Below are 19,359 nucleotides of genomic sequence, written 5' to 3'. Positions count from 1 at the left end.
AAAGATCTCCACGCGCTCTACCACGGGTGCTAAAGCTCGCAGCACCGCGGCTACGTCTTTATCGGCAAAAGCGTTGTAAATCAACACGATTTTTTTGCCCCCGTACATTTCGGTAATTTCGTGGGCTACTTGCTGCGCCGCAAGCTCGTTGTGTCCAACATCCACGCGTAAATTCGGCGCCAGAGTCTCCATCCTGCCGCGTAAATTTAGAGGCGGCAGCTGCGAAATTTCAAATTTCAAATTTAAAAATTTCATCGCGGCAAGCGCTAGGGCTAAATTTGAAATTTGAAATTTAGGCAGATTATTGTGCGCGCAAAACTCTACGATCTGCGCTCGCTCGCTCTCGCTTAAAAGCTCTGTTGCAAACCTCAAATGAGTTCCTTTTTGCTCTGCGATCTGCTGCGCGATACGAAGCGGAACCTCGCTCATCTCGTCGCTTAAAATCGCTTCCTTATCCATCGTAATGAGCTTGGTGTGGGCGATCTGCTCTAGATTTTGTCCTAGCATGCCCAAATGATCGGTGCCGATCGGTGTAAAAAGCGACAGCGTGCGCCCGAAGCTCGACGTAGCGTCAAACTCGCCGCCCATCCCAGCCTCGATCACGCAGTAATCGCAATCTTTAAAGATCACTGCCGCCGCAAGAGTGAGATACTCGAAATACGACAGGCTATCTTTAAACTCCGCGGGCAAGCTCTCTTGCAAAAACTCATGCGCAAAATCTAGCTCCTCATCCGTAGCATCGCGCCCTAGCGAAATGGGAGGCGAGCTTTGAGCGGGTTTGGAATTTGATCTTAGCTGAGATTTAAAATTTTGCTCCGGCGAGAAATTGAAATTTTGCTCAGACGGCAATTTAAGATCTTGCGAATTCCATAAATTTTGTGTAGAAGCAGAATTTTGCGTATCTATGGAATTTCGCGCGATGAAATTATGCTTGCTACAAAAATTTTGCGTGGTAGAAACACAGTTTTGCAGGGCGGAATTCTGCTCACCATGCGAATTCTGCATGGCGATAAAATCCTGCGTGGTGGAATTTTGCAAATTAGAAATATAAATTTGAGAGGCGGAATTTTCTCTGTTCGCAAAATTTTGCATCTTTGCGGAATTTTGTTTTTCCGTAAAATTTGGCGCCAAAGCGGAATTTTGCTCGTTTTTAAAATTTGAAGCGCCTGAATTTAACGCAAAAACGAGGTTTTGCGCGATCCGTCCGCCCAGATAGATGCGCTCGTTGAGCCTAAAAACGTGCGGGCTAGTGTAGTGCCCGACGCTAAAGCCCGCTGCGGCGATCGCGTTAGCCAAAAACCGCCCGGTGCTGCCCTTGCCGTTGGTGCCGATGATCTGAATGACGTTTTTGAGCGGAATTTTATCTTTAATGGCGGCATATGCCCGCGGAAAGCGCTCATAGTCGATTTTTTTGTAATAAATCGGGCGATTTTGCAAAAATTCTTTAATGCTGCGCCCGCTCAAGTCTGAATCCCCTAATCGCAAGCGCCGAAATAAACTCGTCAAACGCCTGCGCGGAGGCATTTTCGATCGCCTTGTAGCGGTCCTTATCGCTAATGATCGAGCTCGTATCGTAACTATTTTTGACTAGGCGGCTAACTTTAAAATCGTAATCGCCCACGCAATCCTTGCTGAAAACCTCGCCATTTTTAAGCTTGGTGCTAAAATTTACGATGAGATTCGCACGGTAGCTAGTGACATAGCCGAACTGATCGTATGAAAGCTCGCTAAAGCTTAGGCTTTTTATGCTCGCTACTACGATCGTCTGCGCCGAGTTTTTATCCGAAAGGCTCATCCCTAGGCGCTGGACTATACCCTGTCTGATCGCATCTTTGATAGCGACGGTGTTTTGCGGATCAGTTTTGCTCATCATCACATCCACAAATACGCTTCCACTCATCGTCTCTTTCGCGATCCTCGAAACGGGCTTGTAGCCGCATCCGATTAAAAAAATCAAACAAAAAACGGTTAAAACTCTTCTCATCTTCGCCTACTTTATCACCAAATTTACGAGCTTATTTTTGACATAAATTTCTTTTACGATGCTCTTGCCCTCTAACCATTTGGCGCAATTCTGCTTTGCAAGGCTTAAAATTTTGCCCTCGCTTAGGCCCGCATCCGCTTCGAACTCGGCGCGCTTTTTTCCGTTAATCGTGACGGCAAGTTTAATAGTATCGCTTTCGAATACCTCTTCGCAAACTCTCAGCTCGCCGAAATTTCGTCTTTTAAACAGCTTCTCGCTAAGCTCGGCGCAGATGTGCGGCACAATAGGCTCGAGCAAGTTTAAAATCACAAAGTAACCCTCAGTAAATACGTCTTTGTTGCTCTGCGTATTTAGCGCATTTAGCGCCTCCATACACGCGGCGATTAGGGTATTAAAAGCAAAGCTGCTCTCATAAACCTGCTGCGACTTCTTAAGCGCCTCGTAAACTTTGAGGCGGGCGTATTTTTCCTCTTTATTTAAAGCGGCGTGGTCGATCTGCGGAATTTTATCCGTAGCATAAGCGTTTTCGGCGCGATCGTAGAGGCGGCTAAGAAATTTATACGCGCCCTCTACCGCGCTGTCGTTCCACTCAAGCTCCTTTTGCGGCGGCGCGGCAAAAAGTATAAAAAGCCTCGCCGTATCGGCGCCGTAAGTCTCGATAATGTCGTCCGGATCGACGGTGTTTCCTTTGCTTTTGCTCATCTTTGCGCCATCTTTTAGCACCATGCCCTGGGTTAGCAGCCGCTCAAACGGCTCGCTATCGCGCAGATAGCCTATGTCGCGAAGAGCCTTTTGGAAAAATCTCGCATACAAAAGGTGCAGGATCGCGTGCTCGATGCCGCCTATATATTGATCGACGTTCATCCAATAATTCACGCTTTGCTCGTCAAACGCCCGCTGCTGCCACGTCCGCTCGTCGCTTGCGTAGCGCGCGAAATACCACGAGCTTTCAAAAAAGGTATCGAGCGTGTCGGTCTCACGCATCGCGTCGCCGCCGCATTTAGGGCATTTGCAAAACTTCCAGCTAGGATGCGCGTCGAGCGGATTGCCTTTGCCGGTGATCTTAATATCCTGCGGAAGCTCTACGGGCAAATTTGAAATTTCCTCGCTTACCAGCCCGCATTTTGAGCAGTGGATCATCGGGATCGGCGCGCCCCAGTAGCGCTGGCGGCTTACCCCCCAATCGCGCAGTTTAAAATTTACCACGCGACGCCCGAGCCCTAGCTCCTCAAATTTTGAGATGACGGCGCTTTTTGCCCTCTCGCTATCCATGCCGCTAAACTCTTCGGAATTTACCAAAACTCCGCTCTCTACGTAAGCTTTGCTAGCGTCGCAATCGCCGCTTTTTGGAGCGATGCTTTGAATGATCGGCAGGTTAAATTTCTTCGCAAACTCGAAGTCTCTCTCATCGTGCGCAGGCACCGCCATAACCGCGCCGCCGCCGTATTCTGCTAGGACGAAATTTGCGGTCCAAACGGGGATCTTTTTGCCGTTTAGCGGATGAAGCACGCTGATTCCGAGGCTCACGCCGTCTTTATCGCTTGCTTGGCGCTCGCGCGGGCTTTGATTTAAAATTTCTCTCACCTTCGCCGCAGCCTGGGCGTCAAGTAAGCCTTTATCCAAAAGTCTCTTTACGACCTCATGCTCCGGCGCAAGTGCCGCGTAGCTCATACCGTAGATCGTATCGGGGCGCGTCGTAAAAACCTTAAAACCCTCGATGCCGCCAAGATTAGCGCTGCTTTGCTCGTCAAATTTAAAGTTAAATTCCAAACCCTCGCTGCGTCCGATCCAGTTTTCCTGCATCGTAAGCACCTGAGCGGGCCACTTGCCCTCAAGCTGTTTTAGGCAATCCAAAAGCTCCTGCGCATAAGCGGTGATTTTTAGATAATATCCCGGCATCTGCTTTTGCACGACCTCGTTGCCGCAGCGCCAGCACCTGCCCTCCTCGACCTGCTCGTTGGCAAGCACCGTCTGATCGTGCTCGCACCAATTTACCACAGCGCTTTTTCTGTAGATAAGCCCTTTTTCAAAAAGTTTGATGAAAAATTCCTGCTCCCAGCGCGTATAAAGCGGATCGGAGGTAGCGAGCATACGGCGAGCCGAAAAGCTAAAGCCCAGGCGGTGCAGCTCGTTTTTCATATAATCGATATTTTCGTAGGTCCAAGTTTTGGGATGGGTGCCGTGTTTGATCGCCGCGTTTTCCGCAGGCATTCCGAAGCTATCAAAGCCGATCGGCTGAAGCACGTTGTATCCGCGCAGCCTATAATAGCGACTCAGCGCGTCGCCGATGCTGTAGTTTCGCACGTGCCCCATGTGGATGCGGCCGCTTGGGTAGGGAAACATCGAAAGGATATATTTTTTAGGCAGGCTGTAATCGTCCTTAGGCTCGAAAACTCCCTCTTCATCCCAAATTTTCTGCCATTTAAGCTCAATACTTTTACTATCGTAAGGCATTTTGCGCTCCTAGAATTCGTCTTTAGTTTTTGCCGACTCGATCGCTATTAAAATTAGCGAGAAAAAGTTTGCAAGTAGCGCGCCGATCGCAAGCGAGGTCACGATCGATAGATCTCCCGGCGCTACTACAATCAAAACGAACGCCGGTATGAGATGCAGATCCGCTACGAGCGAGCTTGCAAAAAGCTCGGCTGCTAGCATATTTCGCACGCCTACCTTCAAAAGCGTCGAGACTGCATTCACGCTGGTTGCTATGAAAAGTAAAATTTCATTCTTCTCATACAAAAACCCGCCTATCGTAGTCATACTCATCAGCGCAAAAAATATGTAAATTACCCTTCCCCAGTTCATCTTTTATCCTTACACCGTGCCTTTTTCATACATGGCGCGATTCTTTTCTTTCTCTTTGATACGGCGCTGTTTTTCAGCCAAAAACGCGCGGTATTTCTCGACATTAAATTTAAACAAAATCAGCATCGGAGCAGCTACAAATACGGAGCTGAATGTTCCTGCTATGACGCCTATTAGCATCACGAAGCTAAAGCCGTGGATCATCTCGCCGCCCCAGACGAATAAAATCACGATGACGATGAGAGTCGTAAGCGAAGTAAGCAACGTGCGCGATAGCGTATGAGAGATTGATTCGTTTATAACCTCGTCAAGCTTAATCGATTTACTATCTTTTACACCCTCTCGAATTCTATCGAAAACAACGATAGTATCGTTAAGCGAGTAGCCCATTATAGTTAGCAGTGCGGCTAGAATTTCAAGGTTGAAATCCACGCCAGCTAAAATCATCGCGCCTACGGCGACTACGACGTCGTGCAGATCCGATAGTACGGCTGCAATCGCAAATCTCCACTCAAACCGCAGGGTGATATAAACCAAAATGAGCGCAAACGACACACATACCGCTAAAATTCCGTTTGTGCGAAGCTCCTCGCCGACTTTAGGACCTACGATATCGACCTTGCGAATGTCGAAGTTTCCACTGCCTTGTAAAATTTTTTGCGCCGCTAAGGCGGGATTATCGCCCAGTTCACTCGCAGCGCCTGAATATCTAATCGTAACTTCTTGATCGCTACCGAATTCCGTAACGTTGATATTGCCTAAATTTGCCGCCTCGAAGCGTTTTCTGATCTCATCAAGCGGTGCTTTAGCGTCGTATTTAACCTGAATGAGTGTACCGCCGCTAAAATCGATGCCGTAATTAATGCCCTTAATGAAAAATAGCGCAATAGAGCCTATTATCAAAACAGCAGAAAGCGCAAAAGTAAAATATCTAAATTTCATAAAATCATAAATTTTGCCCTTATCAAACACTTGCATTTGCGCCTCCTCTTACTTTATAACCGAGCCAAAGCGCGGTATTTTTGCTCTTTTCCATCTTATCCATTACTAACTCAAACATTCCGTGAGTGCCTAAAATAGCCGTTATCATCGACGCTACGATACCGATGCTCATCGTGACGGCAAAGCCCTTCACTGGACCCGTGCCGTAAGCATAAAGCGCAGCGGAAGTAATTAGCGTAGTGATATTTGAATCCACGATCGCGCTCATCGCATTTTCATAGCCTTTATTTATACTTTGGCGGATCGAAACTCCCGTCCTTAGCACCTCTCTAACGCGCTCGTTAATGATGACGTTCGCATCCACGGCCATTCCGATAGTTAGCACGATTCCCGCCATTCCAGGAAGCGTCAAAGTAGCTCCGAATAGCGCCATACAAGCTATCAAAAACAAGATATTGACCGTAAGCGCGATATCGGCAAAAAGTCCCGCCACGCCGTAGTAGAAAATCATAAAGATCAAAATCGCAACCGCTGCAAGGCTTAGCGCTGCCATACTTTTATCGATGCTATCTTGTCCTAGGCTAGGACCGATACTGCGTGTCTCTGAGACTTTAACAGGAGCCAAAAGCGCGCCGCTTCTAAGCGCAATCGCTACGTCGTGCGCCTCCTCGACGCTGAATCCGCCGCTAATCTGACCGCTACCGCCGCCGATGCGCTCGTTTATACGCGGCGCTGAGTAAACCTTGCCGTCAAGTACGATAGCTAGACGCTTGCCGACATTTTTGCCGGTAAAATCGCCAAAAATTTGAGCGCCTTGAGAGTTTAGCGTAAAATTTATGATCGGCTGGTTGGTGTGTTGATCGAAAGCGACCTTCGCATCGACTAGCATCGCGCCATCAAGCACCGGAATTTCGTTTATGAGATACTTGTAATTCGGATTTTTAACGTCGGGATAGATCACGTCGCCGTAAGCTCTGGCATCCGCTGCACTGATAGTCTGCGCGCGGTCTTGGCGCACGTCGTCCACCGCCATAAGCTGCAAGTGAGCCGCTTTGGCAATCAGATCTTTTGCGCGCTGCTCATCCGCTGCACTTTTGACGCCCGGAAGCTCCACCAAAATATAGCTCTCGCCCTGCTTTGCTACCGTCGGCTCCGCAAGTCCGAATTGATCCAAGCGGTTTCGGATAGTCTCGACGGCCTGTTCGATCGCGTATTTTTTAGTCGCTTCGACCTCCTCAGGCGTTAGTGTGACGCGATATTTTTCGCCAGATTTTTGAATATCTAATCCGCTTGCGGCGCTATGCAAAATCGCATCAAATTTGGAAGCCTCGTCTGCGTCTAAAATTTCAAACTCAAACGAATCGCCTTCCAATTTTAGCCCGTCCATCAGCAGATCATCGCGCTTGGCGGCGTAATTAACGCTAGCGGCGATCGATTTGATCTTCGAAACGACCGCTTCGTCGCTTTGAACTTCCAAAAGCATATGCAGGCCGCCTTGCAGATCCAAACCCAAGTTTATCTTGCTTCCCTTTTCGGTCTGAAAGATCGAAGGCGCGGCAAAAATCGCCGAAAAAATAACCGCAGCTAAAAAGATCAGCAGGCGGTATGAAATTTTACTGCTCATCTAATTTTCTTGCCACAAATTGTTTATCCAGCTCAACCATGACCTCATCGTTAAGCTTAACTGTGATAAAATCGTTGTTTGTTTTCACGACCGTGCATTTTATGCCACCGCTAGTTATGATCTTATCGCCTTTGCCGAGCGCATCGACCATTGCTTTATGATCCTTGGCCTGCTTTTGCTGCGGTCTGATAATCAAAAAATACATAATCGCAAAGATTACGACGATAGGCAGGATTGATGCAAAGAAGTTTCCTTGTTCCATGTGTTTCCTTCATTAGAAATTTAAAAAGTAGCTATTTTACATTAAGTTACATAAATAAAGGCTTTGTTCTTGCCCTTGCGCTTTCAAATTTTATTTTCGTAGAAATTTTAAGCTCTAAATTTGACGGTTTAATCGCCTTGGCGGCGGAATTTCTCTCGCCTCTAATTGCGATAGCGGCACTTTTTTATCTGCTAAAAGCAAGCAAGGCGGAGTGGTTTTGGTGCGGATTTTTTATCGGCGCGCTATGGATGCACTGGATCAGCTTCAGTCTGATCTATTTCGATCTTGCGTTTTTGATCCCGATTGAAATTCTTGGAATTTGCCTCGTTTATGCCTTTATTTTCCGCATCCTTGCGATCTTTGACGCGCCAATTTTGCGCGCTGCGTGCCTTTTGATTTTAAAATTTATCCACCCTTTCGGCTTTGATTGGCTAAATTTTGAACTGCTGCTAAGTCATGGAATTTTCAGAGCCGATCTTAGCGCGCTGGCTCTGATTTTAGCGGGGCTTTGCGCGATTTTGTATCTACGCGGACACGGCGCCCGGGCTAAGCTTAACGCCCTAATTTTCGCGATATTTTTGATCTGCGCGCTGCAATTTAGCCAAAAAGAGCCCGAGCCACTGCCGATTAAAATTTTACTCGCAAACACCGATATTTCGCAGCACGACATCTGGGCGAAAGATAAAATTTTATCCGCCGCGTTGGCAAATTTAGCTCGGATTGATGATGCCATCGCAGCGGGGCAGGATGCCATAATTTTGCCCGAGAGCGCCTTTGCGATGCCGCTAAATTTAGAAAACGTGCTAGTTGAAGCTCTAAAGGAAAAATCGCGCGCAATTACTATCGTAGCGGGCGCGGAAGCGTATGAGAACGGGAAATTTTACAACAGCGCCTATCTTTTTGCGAACGGGGAAATGAAGCGCTTCGATAAGCACATTTTGGTGCCGTTTGGCGAAATGGTGCCGCTACCTGAATTTGCGCGAAATTTCATCAACCGCGTGCTGTTAGGCGGCGCGACCGATTTTTCGACGGCTAGCGGTTTTAGCGACTACGAGCTTGGCGGCAAGAGCGTAAGAAGCGCCGTTTGCTACGAGGCTACGCGCGCAGAGCTTTACGAAGGCTCGCCCAAATACGTCGTAGCGATCAGCAATAACGGCTGGTTCGTGCCGAGCTACGAGCCCTATTTGCAGCGCCTCATAATCCGCTACTACGCGAGCTTGCACGGCACATTGATCTATCACGCCGTAAACGGCAGCGCTAGCGAGATAATCGCTCCGAAAAAGATCTGGATAAACCGCCTTAAAGATCATCTAAAATAGCCTAAAAAGTTATTTTTAAACGACTTTTGGATAATATTTTAAAATTTTATTAGGAGCTAAATTTATGGCTAAATACAATCGCATACTCGTAAAATTTTCGGGTGAAGCGCTAGCGGGAGAGAACGGCTTTGGGATCGACAGCGAAATTTTAAAATTTATCGCTAAAGAGATCAAGCAGCTCGTAGAGGGCGGCATCGAAGTAGGCATCGTAATCGGCGGCGGCAACATCATAAGAGGCGTAAGCGCCGCGGCTAGCGGTATCATCAAGCGCACCAGCGGCGATCATATGGGCATGCTAGCCACCGTCATAAACGCAATCGCTATGAGAGAAGCGCTGGAATACGCAGGTATGGACGTACGCGTGCAAAGTGCGATAAAGATGGAGGCGATCTGCGAGACCTTCATCATCGGTCGCGCTAAAAGACACCTCGAAAAAGGGCGCGTCGTGATCTTTGCCGCGGGCACGGGAAATCCGTTTTTTACTACCGATACTGCGGGCACTCTCCGCGCGATCGAGATCGGAGCCGACGCTATCATAAAAGCCACTAAGGTAATGGGGATCTACGACAAGGATCCGCAAAAATTTAAAGACGCCAAATTGCTTTCCAAAGTCACTTACGATCAAGCCCTGCACGACAACATCAGGGTGATGGACGATACGGCTATCGCGCTTGCCAAGGACAACGCGCTTCCGATCATCGTGTGCAATATGTTTAAGAGCGGAAATTTATACAAAATCGTCGAGGGCGGAGATCTAAGCTCCTGCTCGATCGTAAAAAACTGAAATTTAAAATTTAAGGAGAATTGATGAGAACCGAACAAATTGTAGCCAAGGCTTTAAAAGTAACGGGCGGAGACCGATATAAGCTATCTTTGATGATAAGCAAACGCGCCGAGCAGCTAGCTGCTGGCGAACCTCCGCTGATAGAGAACGTAGATACTCGCAGGATGAAATTTGCCGATATAGCAATCTTGGAACTAGCCGAAGGTAAGATCGCATTAGATGGAATCGTTGACAAGGATTAATGATAACTTCTTAGAAAGTCTCATCGACGATGTCGTCGATACCAAAGACATTCAAAGCGCCAAGCAGCTGCTTTATAATCTAAAAGAGCCCACTCCGCTGCTAGTGGATGCTATAAATTTATGCATCGCGCAGCATGACGGGCAGTTTCGCAAAAGTGGCGAGCCGTATGCGATCCATCCGATTTTGGTAGCTTGCTTCGTATCTTTTATGGGCGGAGACGACGCAATGGTGATATCTGCGCTACTACACGACGTAGTAGAGGATACAGATTACAGCATCGAGCAGGTTAGACAAAGATTCGGCGACGAAGTAGCCAAAATCGTAGAAGGGCTTACTAAAATCGTAAACATCAGAGAGGATAAATTAGCCCCATCCAGCGATAGTAACGCCAAGCTACGCACCACCGCGCTTACCTTCCGCAGGATGCTGATGATCTCCATTAACGATCAGCGCGTCTTAGTCGTAAAGCTCTGCGATAGACTGCACAATATGCTAACCCTAGACGCACTTCGCCCCGATAAACAAAAACGCATTGGCGAGGAGACGCTTTTGGTTTATGCGCCGATCGCGCACAGGCTTGGAATTTCATCGATCAAAAACGTGCTTGAGGATCTTAGCTTTAAATACGTCATGCCCAAAGAATACGCGGCGATCGCCGATTACGTCGAGGAGCATAAGCAGCAGCTTCAGATGAGCTTGAGCAAATTTAGCGAAAAGATCAAGGAGTATATGCTCTCAAACGGCTTTAGCGAGGGCAGCTTTGAGATCCAAAAGCGGATGAAGCACTACTACTCAATCTTTTTAAAAATGCAGCGCAAAGGAATTTCGATCGAGGAGGTGCTCGATCTTTTGGCTATCCGCATCATCGTGCAAAAGCCGATGGATTGCTACTTAGCTCTGGGCATAATCCATACTAAATTTAACCCGCTCATATCGCGCTTTAAGGATTATATCGCGCTTCCGAAGCAAAACGGCTACCAGACGATCCACACGACCGTTTTTAACGAAAGTATGATCGTAGAGGTACAGATCCGCACCTTTGATATGCACAACACCGCAGAATTCGGCGTTGCAGCGCACTGGAAATATAAATATAGCGGCTCAATCAATCCGAAGCTTGATTGGCTAAACGACATCGGCATGCAGGAAGAGGACGACGCCAACGCCGAGGATCTTTACGAATACGCCAAAGACAGCCTCTACGTAGAAGATATCGCCGTGTATTCTCCCAAGGGCGGAATTTTTACATTGCCGCGCGGTGCTACAGCGCTTGATTACGCCTACGAGATACACTCTCAAGTGGGCTTAAAAGCAACCGAGGCCTTTATAAACCGCGTCAAGGTGCCGCTATTAACGGAGCTAAAAAACGGAGATATCGTTCATATCATTACCGGAAGCGAGCCACACTACCGCTGCAGCTGGCTAAGCTCTGTAAAAACCGGCAAGGCGCGCGCGACGATAAAGGCGTTTTGCAAACAAAAGATCAGAGATATAAATTTTGAAGTAGCAATTAAAATTTTATGCGCGATCTTTACGACGAGCAAGGAGAGCATTTTAAGCTGGCTTGAAAAAGAAAATTTAAGCAAAAAGATCGGCAAAGCTGCCTATGACTCGGTATTTTTAAAAGACGTCGTAAATGCGCTGAAAAAATACCCGCTCAAAGAGAAATTCTTCAATATGAAATTTCGCAGCAAGTATGAGATCGAGAAGCAAAAATTTGACAACATCGTGGTGTATTCAAATTTTAAAATCGACGAGGTTGAGTTTGATTACTGCTGCAACCCAAAGCGCGGTGACGACATCATCGGCTTTCGCAACGGGCACGGCGTAACGGTGCATCATAAGCTGTGCGAACGTGCAAGCGAGCTAATCAAAACCGATGAGATGATCTTCGTAAAATGGACGCGTAATGCGCCGCACCGCTACAAGATCATATTAAATTTAGAAAACAAGCGCGGCTCGCTGGCGACGTTTTTGAACTATTTAGTCAAGCTTGAGGTCGATCTAGTGTCGATAAGCCTCAACGAAAATAGTGAAACGACGTCGGATTATTTTGAGATCATCATCGAGCTAAACGAAAATTTAGACTCCACGGAGATTAAAGACAAACTCAAAAACCGCTTTAAAATCGTGGATTTCGTATCGCTTACGGACGTATATAAAAACTAAATAAGGGAGAGCAAATGGCTGACATTCAAGGCATTATGGAAAATTTTAAGCGCGGCGTCGCGGAGATCATCGGCGAAGAGCAAATAGAGGCACTGATTAGGCGCTATTACGACAGCGGCGAGGTCTTTTACGTCAAAATCGGCATGGACCCCACTGCTGCGGATCTACACCTAGGGCACGCCGTCGTACTAAATAAACTTGCATTTTTACAAAACCATGGCGCGATCGTGCAGTTTCTAATCGGCGATTTTACCGCTCAAATCGGCGATCCTACGGGCAAGAGCGAGACTCGCAAAAAACTAGCGCGCGAAGTTGTGCTTCAAAACGCCAAAACCTACGAGCAGCAGGTCTTTAAAATTTTAAATCCCGCCAAAACTAAGGTGATGTTTAATTCCGAATGGACCAACCGCCTGGGTGCTAGCGGTATGATCGAGCTATCAAGCACTTTTAATGTTGCCAGGATGCTCGAGCGCGACGATTTTGAGAAGCGCTACAAGGCCGAGCAGCCGATCAGCATCAGCGAGTTTATGTATCCGCTACTGCAAGGATACGACAGCGTTTGCATGAAATGCGATATAGAATTCGGCGGTACCGATCAGAAATTTAATCTTTTAATGGGTCGCCAGCTGCAAAGAATTTATGATGTCGGCAAGGAACAAAGCGTCGTGATGATGCCGCTTTTAGTAGGCACCGACGGCACGAATAAAATGAGCAAGAGCTTAGGCAACTACATCGGCGTAACCGATACGCCTCATGATATGTACGGCAAGGTGATGAGTATCAGCGATGCGTTAATGTGGGATTGGTATAATCTGCTAAGCCAAAAGAGCAGCGAAGATATTGAGCTAATAAAAGGCTTTGTGGCGGATGGCTCGATCCATCCCAAGGCGGTTAAGGAGGAGCTTGCCTCCGAGATCGTCACGCAATTTTATGACGAAAATACCGCCTTTGAGGCCAAGCAGGAATTTGACCGCGTCCACGGTGCCGGCGAGCTTCCTAGCGAGATCAAGGAATATCACGTAAGCTCGCCTGCATGGATCGTAAAGGCGCTCATCAGCTGCAAGCTTGCCGTCTCTAGCTCGGATGCGCGCAGGCTGATAAAATCAAACGCTGTCAGTATCGATCAAAATAAAATTTTAGATGAGCAGCTTCAGCTTAGCTCGGGCGAATACACGCTTCAAGTAGGGAAGAAAAAATTCGCTAAATTAAAGGTAGATTAATGAGTATAAAGATAGGCAAACACGAGATTGCGCACCCGATAATTCAAGGCGGCATGGGACTTGGTATCAGCTGGGACAAGCTAGCCGGCAATGTCAGCCTAAACGGCTGTCTAGGCGTCATTAGCTCGGTCGGCACCGGCTACTACAAAAATCTTAAATTTGCCAAAAAATCGCTCGATGGCAGACCATATCAAAGCGAGAATTTTTATAGCAAAGAGGCGCTTTTTGCGATAGTGCGAAACGCCCGTAAAATTTGCGGCGATGCACCTTTGGGGATGAACGTAATGTGTGCGGCGAACGACTACGAGCGCATCGTGCGCGACACGTGCGAGGCAGGTATCGACGTTATCATTAGCGGCGCGGGTCTTCCTACCAATCTGCCGGAATTTACGGCAGATTTCCCGAACGTCGCGCTCGTGCCTATCGTCTCCTCCGCTAAGGCTCTTAAGATCATCGCCAAACGCTGGAAGCAGCGCTATAACCGCATTCCGGATGCCGTAGTGCTCGAAGGCCCTCTTAGCGGCGGACATCAGGGCTTTACCTACGAGCAGTGCGGCGATCCCGCGTTTGCGCTGGATAATCTAATCCCGCAAGTAAAAGCGGAAATTGCGCAATGGGGCAGCTTCCCGCTATTCGTCGCAGGAGGAATTTGGGATAAAACCGACATCGATCGCGTGAAGTCTTTAGGTGCGGACGGCGTACAGATGGGCACGCGCTTCATTGGCACCTTTGAATGCGACGCCGCGGAGGAATTTAAGCAGGTGCTTCTTAACGCCAAAAAAGAAGATATCGAGCTTCTAAAATCGCCCGTGGGCTATCCCGCGCGCGGCATTCATACAAATTTACAAGATATGATCGCTGCAGGCACGGCGCCTAAGATCCGCTGTATCAGCAACTGCGTAAGCCCTTGCGAGCGAGGCAAAGGCGCTAATGCCGTAGGATACTGCATCGCCGACCGCTTAAGCGACGCGTATCTGGGCAAAACGCAAAGCGGACTGTTTTTTACCGGCGCAAACGGCTGGCGATTAAACGAGATCATATCCGTGAAGGAATTGATAGAAAAACTTGTAAATGGCGAAGATAGTTAAAATTTTTCTAATCGCAGCTTTTAGCTGCGTATTGGCGTTTGGAGCTTCCAGCGAGGCGTTTTTTGCGAAATTCGACAAGGATTTCATCGTAGCGACGCCGAATTACAAGCGCTCGCTACACAAGGAGCTAAAATCGCTTTACCAAGGCGCGTCCGATAAAGAGGTCCGCATCAAAGCGCTAAAGAGATTGGTTTATAGCTCGAAAAATTTAGGGCTTGACTCCTCGCCTTATGAATCTGCGCTAGCCAAATTACAAGGCAAAGCAAGCGATAGCAGCACGAATTCTAAAAAGCTCAAAGATGAAAATGCAAAAAATTACAAAAGCTCGGACGAGAGAAACGCTTCAAATTTAGCGCATAGCCCCAAAGCCTCCGCCTCTAAAAATTCTAAGAATTCAAAAAATTCCACTTCCAAAAATCTTAAAAAGGCGCGCGCCTCAGAAGAAGCCGATCTAAGCTCGCTATCTAGTGAGGATTTGGAATTCTTACGCTCGACTAGACCGATCGGCGCGGACGAGGCCGTAGACGCCCAAGAGGACGATGGCGGCGAGGACGCAATCGCGCAAAACGAGGATGAGGAGGCTGCGGATCAAAGCAACGAGCTTAGAAAAAGCAGCGTCAAAAAAGCGGACAAAAACGCCCAGCTTGCGCTAAATTCTCTACGCGGTGATGCAGATGAGATCGTGCTTGAGTTTAACCGCGATCTAAAGCGCGGCGATTATAAAGATTTTACGATCGCAAGTAGCGATAATTTTCGCTTCGTGATTGATTTTAGCGCGCGGCAAAAGTCACAAAAAACGCGGCTTAAAAATAGCTTCGTTAGCGATGTACGCGTCTCGCAATACAACGACAAGACCGTGCGCATCGTACTTAGCGACCCGAAAGAATTCAACGCAAACGTTGAAATTAGCGGCAATATGATGATTTTAAGTACGGCTGAAGGCTTAAAAGCCACAAAATCTGCGCGCGCAGAAAAAAACAAGGATCAAAAATCAGGGCGCAAGCGCGAACGCGAGCAAGATAGCGAGCCGCAAATCAGCACGATAGATGAATCTCAAGGCGCCAAATCGATCTCCGTGGCCGCCGGTAAAATTTACAAATCCACCAAAGGCAAGCTCATCGTAATCGATCCGGGTCACGGCGGCAGCGATTCGGGCGCGGTCGGAAACGGGCTGAAGGAAAAAAACGTCGTGCTAGCCACATCCAAAAAGCTCGGCGCGCTGCTTCAAAAGCGCGGCTATAGGGTGCTTTACACGCGCAGCACCGACGTGTTTATAAATTTAAGGTCGCGCACCGCTTTCGCCGCTAAAAAAAACGCCGATATGTTTATCTCGATCCACGCAAACGCTGCTCCTAACGCTAGCTCAGCACTTAAAATGAGCGGTGTGGAGACCTTTTTCTTAAGCCCGGCTAGAAGCGAGCGCAGTAAAAACGCCGCCGCGCTCGAAAACAGGGGCGATTTGGAGGATATGAATACCTTCTCGAAGCAGACCTTCCTAAATTTCTTAAACCGAGAGAAGATAATCTCCTCAAACAAGCTTGCCATCGACATTCAAAGCTATATGCTAAGCTCGGTTAAAAAGAGCTTTTCAAGCAGAGACGGCGGCGTGCGCGAGGCGCCGTTTTGGGTGCTCGTAGGCGCTACGATGCCCGCGGTACTCGTGGAGATGGGCTACATCACGCACCCGCAGGAGGGTAAAAATTTAGGCAAAAGCACCTATCAAGACCGCATAGCCCAAGGCATCGCAAACGGCGTGGATGCGTACTTTCAGAAAAACAAGTGATGAAATTTTACGCGCTGCGATTTTACGAGCGAGATAAAATTTTATTTCGGCGCGAGATTTGCTCCGCGGATATAAGTTGGGTGAGCGGCACAGATCTTGCAATAAACACAGCGCGAAGGCGGTAAATTTAAAATTTAAAACCCGCCGCGCTAAATTTAAAGCAAAACGTGCGGTGCTTGGGTACAAAATTCGCTCGTGTGCCAAATATTTACTACGGGTAGGTAAATTTTACGGAGCGTCTTGCGGCGCCACGAGCTAGGGACGCATACGGCTTAGATGCGAAGCTTTTAGCGCGGCTCGGCATAAAATTTTTAAACGTGGACTTGGCGCCACTTGCTCAGCAGAGTGCGGCTGGCGGTAAAATTTACCGACAAAATCACATTTAAGCCGCGCGAAAATAGCGATTTTGTCGCGCTAACGCAAGTCGTGTTTCAAACCGCGTCCGTGCAATTAGGATTGCACTTTAAGTCGTGAGCATGTGTATCGCTCTAGTCGCGCTTAACGGCGCCCTGAAATTTCGCGCTATGTCCGCAGGACGCGCAATATTTGCGTAATGCCGCAAACAAAGCAGTTGTAATGCGCTGATGCCTGCGCTCTATGCGCATAAAAGGCGCAGCTGAATCGTAAATTAAAGATAAATTTTAAAAGGTCCAAAATGAAAAAAATCGTATTTTTGATCCTGCTTTTCGCAGCCGTTGCGCTCGCGCTTTATGTTACTTCGCGCGTAAATCCAAATCTTTTCGCCGAAATCAAAATCCTAGGCGCGCTGCTAAACGCCACGATCTTCGGCGTCGCGCTCATCGCCTTAGCGATCGGCGAAAAGGACGTAGTGCGCTTTCCGTTTCTTACCGCCTCGCTGCTGGCGCTGTTTTCGGGGCTGGTAGAGGGCGTGCTGCTCTTCGAAAACCGCTACTACATCGCGATCACCGCGGTGGCGTTCGTCGCCTTCGTCTTTTATCTGCAGATCAGGCACAAAAGATTTTCAAATAAAGCTTATAAAAATTCTGCGGACGAAGGCTCTAAAAATTTAGACGGCAACGAGAGCGAAAATTTCAAAGAAAGCGGCAAAATTTCAAATTCTCAAAGTGAGGATGAAATTTTAAACTCCAGTGGCGATCTCGGTGAAAATTTCGCGAGCGGTGCCGATGAAAATTCCGACGAAAATTTTAAAATTTCAAACGACGGCGCGAGCGAAGGCGGCGAGAGCAAAAATTCCGTGCAAAATTTCAATCAGGGCGGCGAAAATTCCGCGCCCGACGCAAGGCGCGATAGATGATCAAATCCGCGCTGATCGCGCTTGCAGTAATTTTTTTACTGCTTTTAAATTTAGCCAATCTCTTCGGCATGACACGCATAAGCGGGCCGGTGCCTGCGATGATCTGGTTTGCGATCAGCTTCTGCGGGGTTTTTTACTTATACAAATTTTGCGGCGCAAAGCCCGTCGCAGCGCGGATCGGAATCTTTGCCGTAGCCTTCGTGGGCGGATTTTTCACGAGCATTTTGTACTATGGATTTTTTAATTCGCAAACTTTGGAATTTGCCTTTACATACGCCTTTTTTGCAGTGGTTTTTACGCTCGGTATCAGCGTGATTTTGTAGCGAGTTTTAAAATTTAGCCCGCTGCTTCAAATTTAACCGCCGAGGCTCAAAATAAACTCGCGCGATTTTGTAGAATTTCAAAATTTATCCGTGCGAGCGCCAAATTTACATCCTGATCTTGTAGGTCTTGTAGTTATCTTTCATCCTAAACGTCAGCAAATTTTGTAAAATTCCAAAGAGGATCATAAAGGTGATGAAGCTGCTGCCGCCGTAGCTGAAAAATGGCAGCGGCACGCCTACGACGGGCGCGAAACCCACCACCATCGAGATATTAACGCCCGTGTAGATGAAAATGAGCGAGGCAAGCGCGCTCGTAAAGACACGTATCAAATAATCGCTTTTAAAATCGTAGTTTAGGCTCAGCAGATGCAGTATCAGCAGCGCATACAGCGCGATCAGCGCGGCAGCCCCCACGAAGCCGAAGCGCTCGATCGTATAAGCGAAGATAAAATCGCTCGTCGCAATCGGCAGAAATTTAAAGTGCGTCTGCGTCGCTTCATCCCTATCCTTGCCGTAGATGCCGCCGTTTCCAATAGCGATGATCGCCTGCTTGACCTGGTAATTGGGCTCCTCGCTGATGAAATCGGCGATGCGCTTTTTTTGATAATCGTGCATGTTTTCGTACAAAATCGGCGAGCTGGCCACAAAAACGATGATGAGCGTGAGCCAAATTTTTTTATCCACGCCGATGATGAAAAGAATAGCAAATCCGGTCAAAAAAAGTATCGCGGCGGTGCCTAGATCGGGCTCTTTCGCGATCAGAACAAAAGGCAGAAGTATGTAAAAGCTAAGGCGCAAAAAATCCTTGAGCCCGTAGCCGTTTTTGGGCGGCGGATTTTTGTGTATCAGATACATCAGCATCAGGATAAACGCGGGTTTCATCACCTCGCTGGGCTGCAGCGTAAAATGCACGAAAGGGATCTCCAGCCAGCGCCTAGCTCCTAGCTTACTAACGCCGAAAAAATCGACGCTGAGCAGCAATATGATATTGATCCAATAAAATATCGGTATGAGATATAAAAATTTGCGTATCGGAAAGAGAAAAAACAGCGTAAAAACGGCAAATCCGACGCCGAAATAAACCACCTGCTTCGAGGACAGCACGTCGTTTGCCTCGCTTATTAAAACGTATGAAAAAACCACTATCGGCACGATCAAAAAAGGTTGAATGAAATCAAAATATGCTAAAATCTTTTTGTCAATTTTAAACAACGCTTAATCCTATTAAAATTTTGACGTAAGAATAGCCAAAAAAGGTATAAATTTGGATAATCTAATAGCACAATGCAGCGAAAGGCTCGACGTTTTTTTAAGCTCGCAGCTTGAAATTTCGCGCAATCAAATATCAAATTTAATCAAATCCGAAGCGGTCAGAGTGGACGGAGCCGTGCAGACTAAACCCGGCTACAAGCTATCCGCGGGCGAACTCGTGCACATCGACTACCCCGCGCCTGCGCCGCAACAAATAAGCGCAGAGCGGCTGGATTTCGACGTTGAAATTTTACACAAGGACGCGCAGGCGGGCGAAATTTTTAAA

At 47.7% G+C, this 19,359-nt stretch carries 17 protein-coding genes and 1 pseudogene; 10 read left to right on the top strand and 8 right to left on the bottom strand.

The genetic code is table 11. From position 1 onward, the window contains the following. Window positions 1–1,233: 1,233 nt before the first annotated feature. The 7 genes and pseudogenes from Q0600_RS10590 to yajC all read right to left on the bottom strand — a co-directional run. Window positions 1,234–1,407 (bottom strand): annotated as a pseudogene (locus tag Q0600_RS10590) (bifunctional folylpolyglutamate synthase/dihydrofolate synthase); the annotation flags it as partial. Window positions 1,408–1,444: 37 nt separating this feature from the next. Beyond that, a complete protein-coding gene (gene lptE / locus Q0600_RS09050; RefSeq protein WP_177389347.1) occupies window positions 1,445–1,984 on the bottom strand; it encodes an LPS assembly lipoprotein LptE in 540 nt (179 codons plus the stop codon). A 6-nt stretch (window positions 1,985–1,990) separates the two neighbouring features. Continuing rightward, a complete protein-coding gene (gene leuS / locus Q0600_RS09045; protein WP_298759427.1) occupies window positions 1,991–4,438 on the bottom strand; it encodes a leucine--tRNA ligase in 2,448 nt (815 codons plus the stop codon). Window positions 4,439–4,447: 9 nt separating this feature from the next. Further along, window positions 4,448–4,789, bottom strand: a complete 342-nt coding sequence (locus Q0600_RS09040) for a DUF6394 family protein (RefSeq protein ID WP_005872279.1) — start codon at window positions 4,787–4,789, stop codon at window positions 4,448–4,450. A 9-nt stretch (window positions 4,790–4,798) separates the two neighbouring features. Further along, entirely contained in the window at window positions 4,799–5,767 is a 969-nt protein-coding gene (gene secF / locus Q0600_RS09035) for a protein translocase subunit SecF (protein ID WP_291935970.1), read from the bottom strand. Further along, on the bottom strand, window positions 5,754–7,355 hold the full coding sequence (gene secD, locus Q0600_RS09030; RefSeq protein WP_298759423.1) for a protein translocase subunit SecD: 1,602 nt from the start codon (window positions 7,353–7,355) through the stop codon (window positions 5,754–5,756). Before secD ends, secF begins: the two co-directional genes overlap by 14 nt. Then, a complete protein-coding gene (yajC, locus tag Q0600_RS09025) occupies window positions 7,345–7,617 on the bottom strand; it encodes a preprotein translocase subunit YajC (RefSeq protein WP_005872282.1) in 273 nt (90 codons plus the stop codon). Before yajC ends, secD begins: the two co-directional genes overlap by 11 nt. Here yajC and Q0600_RS09020 point away from each other — a divergent pair. From Q0600_RS09020 to Q0600_RS08980, 9 genes are all read left to right on the top strand, one after another. Then, window positions 7,593–8,936 carry an apolipoprotein N-acyltransferase gene (locus Q0600_RS09020; protein WP_298759420.1) on the top strand — a complete coding sequence of 448 codons (1,344 nt, stop codon included), beginning with the start codon at window positions 7,593–7,595 and terminating at the stop codon, window positions 8,934–8,936. The two genes, yajC and Q0600_RS09020, sit on opposite strands and share 25 nt — an antisense overlap. A gap of 64 nt (window positions 8,937–9,000) precedes the next feature. Next, window positions 9,001–9,720, top strand: a complete 720-nt coding sequence (gene pyrH, locus Q0600_RS09015; RefSeq protein ID WP_297881798.1) for a UMP kinase — start codon at window positions 9,001–9,003, stop codon at window positions 9,718–9,720. A 23-nt stretch (window positions 9,721–9,743) separates the two neighbouring features. Beyond that, window positions 9,744–9,962 (top strand): DNA-directed RNA polymerase subunit omega, encoded by a 219-nt coding sequence (locus Q0600_RS09010; protein WP_291935955.1) that lies wholly within the window; start codon window positions 9,744–9,746, stop codon window positions 9,960–9,962. Further along, window positions 9,940–12,132: a RelA/SpoT family protein gene (locus Q0600_RS09005; RefSeq protein ID WP_297961063.1), complete on the top strand. Its 2,193-nt coding sequence runs from the start codon at window positions 9,940–9,942 to the stop codon at window positions 12,130–12,132. The genes Q0600_RS09010 and Q0600_RS09005 overlap by 23 nt, the downstream gene beginning before the upstream one ends. 14 nt (window positions 12,133–12,146) lie before the next feature. Then, window positions 12,147–13,352: a tyrosine--tRNA ligase gene (gene tyrS, locus Q0600_RS09000; RefSeq protein WP_177389336.1), complete on the top strand. Its 1,206-nt coding sequence runs from the start codon at window positions 12,147–12,149 to the stop codon at window positions 13,350–13,352. Then, window positions 13,352–14,440 carry a nitronate monooxygenase gene (locus Q0600_RS08995; protein ID WP_298759417.1) on the top strand — a complete coding sequence of 363 codons (1,089 nt, stop codon included), beginning with the start codon at window positions 13,352–13,354 and terminating at the stop codon, window positions 14,438–14,440. Before tyrS ends, Q0600_RS08995 begins: the two co-directional genes overlap by 1 nt. Then, the gene (locus Q0600_RS08990) at window positions 14,424–16,223 is read left to right on the top strand and encodes an N-acetylmuramoyl-L-alanine amidase (protein WP_298759414.1); all 1,800 of its coding nucleotides are present in this window, start codon (window positions 14,424–14,426) and stop codon (window positions 16,221–16,223) included. Before Q0600_RS08995 ends, Q0600_RS08990 begins: the two co-directional genes overlap by 17 nt. Before the next feature lie 655 nt (window positions 16,224–16,878). Continuing rightward, a complete protein-coding gene (locus tag Q0600_RS08985; RefSeq protein WP_298759412.1) occupies window positions 16,879–17,499 on the top strand; it encodes a hypothetical protein in 621 nt (206 codons plus the stop codon). Beyond that, window positions 17,496–17,822 (top strand): hypothetical protein, encoded by a 327-nt coding sequence (locus Q0600_RS08980; RefSeq protein ID WP_298759409.1) that lies wholly within the window; start codon window positions 17,496–17,498, stop codon window positions 17,820–17,822. The genes Q0600_RS08985 and Q0600_RS08980 overlap by 4 nt, the downstream gene beginning before the upstream one ends. Before the next feature lie 105 nt (window positions 17,823–17,927). Here the strand turns inward: Q0600_RS08980 and Q0600_RS08975 are convergent, their stop codons facing one another. Further along, complete coding sequence (locus Q0600_RS08975) at window positions 17,928–19,034, bottom strand: FtsW/RodA/SpoVE family cell cycle protein (RefSeq protein ID WP_297923381.1); 1,107 nt, start codon at window positions 19,032–19,034, stop codon at window positions 17,928–17,930. 52 nt (window positions 19,035–19,086) lie between these two features. Here Q0600_RS08975 and Q0600_RS08970 point away from each other — a divergent pair. Then, window positions 19,087–19,359: S4 domain-containing protein (locus Q0600_RS08970; protein WP_298759405.1), on the top strand; the 273-nt coding region annotated here is incomplete at its 3' end.

The organism is uncultured Campylobacter sp. (assembly GCF_938041645.1).
Lineage (GTDB): Bacteria > Campylobacterota > Campylobacteria > Campylobacterales > Campylobacteraceae > Campylobacter_B.
Note: the sequence above shows the minus strand (reverse complement) of the source record. Positions and strands in the feature narration are given on the sequence as shown.

What these genes read in the sequence shown, in the direction of transcription:
- Q0600_RS09005 (WP_297961063.1), top strand. Translation starts at nt 9,940, where the DNA reads ATGGAATCGTTGACAAGGATTAATGATAACTTCTTAGAAAGTCTCATC.
- Q0600_RS08990 (WP_298759414.1), top strand. Translation starts at nt 14,424, where the DNA reads ATGGCGAAGATAGTTAAAATTTTTCTAATCGCAGCTTTTAGCTGCGTA.
- Q0600_RS09040 (WP_005872279.1), bottom strand. Translation starts at nt 4,789, where the DNA reads ATGAACTGGGGAAGGGTAATTTACATATTTTTTGCGCTGATGAGTATG.
- Q0600_RS08985 (WP_298759412.1), top strand. Translation starts at nt 16,879, where the DNA reads ATGAAAAAAATCGTATTTTTGATCCTGCTTTTCGCAGCCGTTGCGCTC.
- yajC (WP_005872282.1), bottom strand. Translation starts at nt 7,617, where the DNA reads ATGGAACAAGGAAACTTCTTTGCATCAATCCTGCCTATCGTCGTAATC.
- secF (WP_291935970.1), bottom strand. Translation starts at nt 5,767, where the DNA reads ATGCAAGTGTTTGATAAGGGCAAAATTTATGATTTTATGAAATTTAGA.
- Q0600_RS09020 (WP_298759420.1), top strand. Translation starts at nt 7,593, where the DNA reads ATGCAAAGAAGTTTCCTTGTTCCATGTGTTTCCTTCATTAGAAATTTA.
- Q0600_RS08980 (WP_298759409.1), top strand. Translation starts at nt 17,496, where the DNA reads ATGATCAAATCCGCGCTGATCGCGCTTGCAGTAATTTTTTTACTGCTT.
- leuS (WP_298759427.1), bottom strand. Translation starts at nt 4,438, where the DNA reads ATGCCTTACGATAGTAAAAGTATTGAGCTTAAATGGCAGAAAATTTGG.
- lptE (WP_177389347.1), bottom strand. Translation starts at nt 1,984, where the DNA reads ATGAGAAGAGTTTTAACCGTTTTTTGTTTGATTTTTTTAATCGGATGC.
- pyrH (WP_297881798.1), top strand. Translation starts at nt 9,001, where the DNA reads ATGGCTAAATACAATCGCATACTCGTAAAATTTTCGGGTGAAGCGCTA.
- Q0600_RS08995 (WP_298759417.1), top strand. Translation starts at nt 13,352, where the DNA reads ATGAGTATAAAGATAGGCAAACACGAGATTGCGCACCCGATAATTCAA.
- secD (WP_298759423.1), bottom strand. Translation starts at nt 7,355, where the DNA reads ATGAGCAGTAAAATTTCATACCGCCTGCTGATCTTTTTAGCTGCGGTT.
- tyrS (WP_177389336.1), top strand. Translation starts at nt 12,147, where the DNA reads ATGGCTGACATTCAAGGCATTATGGAAAATTTTAAGCGCGGCGTCGCG.
- Q0600_RS09010 (WP_291935955.1), top strand. Translation starts at nt 9,744, where the DNA reads ATGAGAACCGAACAAATTGTAGCCAAGGCTTTAAAAGTAACGGGCGGA.